1 protein-coding gene is annotated in these 425 nt (G+C 37.4%); it reads right to left on the reverse strand.

Features of this window, described 5'->3' with window-relative positions; all coding sequences use genetic code 11:
* Nucleotides 1-120 precede the first annotated feature (120 nt).
* Nucleotides 121-354, reverse strand: a complete 234-nt coding sequence (gene rpsR / locus KH400_RS21360) for a 30S ribosomal protein S18 (RefSeq protein WP_035663316.1) — start codon at nucleotides 352-354, stop codon at nucleotides 121-123.
* Nucleotides 355-425: the final 71 nt, after the last annotated feature.

The raw sequence follows: 425 nt of genomic DNA on the forward strand, positions 1-425 counted from the left end.
CTCCGACTCAGATCATGCTAGAACGATACATCAAATCATGGCAGAACTTTGTCGAATGCACTCAATTATAAAATTAAAAAAGCATGACAGAAAAAGACTTCTGTCATGCTTTTTAAATAATTAGTTCACTTCATTGACATAAGGCAATAAAGCGATTTGACGAGCACGCTTAATAGCGATTGTCAATTGACGTTGGTACTTCGCTGAAGTTCCAGTTACACGACGAGGTAAGATTTTACCACGCTCTGAAATGAAACGTTTTAGAAGATCCGTATCTTTGTAATCGATTTTCGTAATTTTGTTTACAGTGAAGAAACAAACCTTACGACGCTTTGGACGACCACGACGAGCCATGAGACAGCACTCCTTTCAGATTATTATTTATCAAACACATTATTTTCCTACGAACAGTAAGAGAGGTCGTT

The sequence above is a fragment of the Desertibacillus haloalkaliphilus genome (genome assembly GCF_019039105.1).
Taxonomy (GTDB): domain Bacteria; phylum Bacillota; class Bacilli; order Bacillales; family KJ1-10-99; genus Desertibacillus; species Desertibacillus haloalkaliphilus.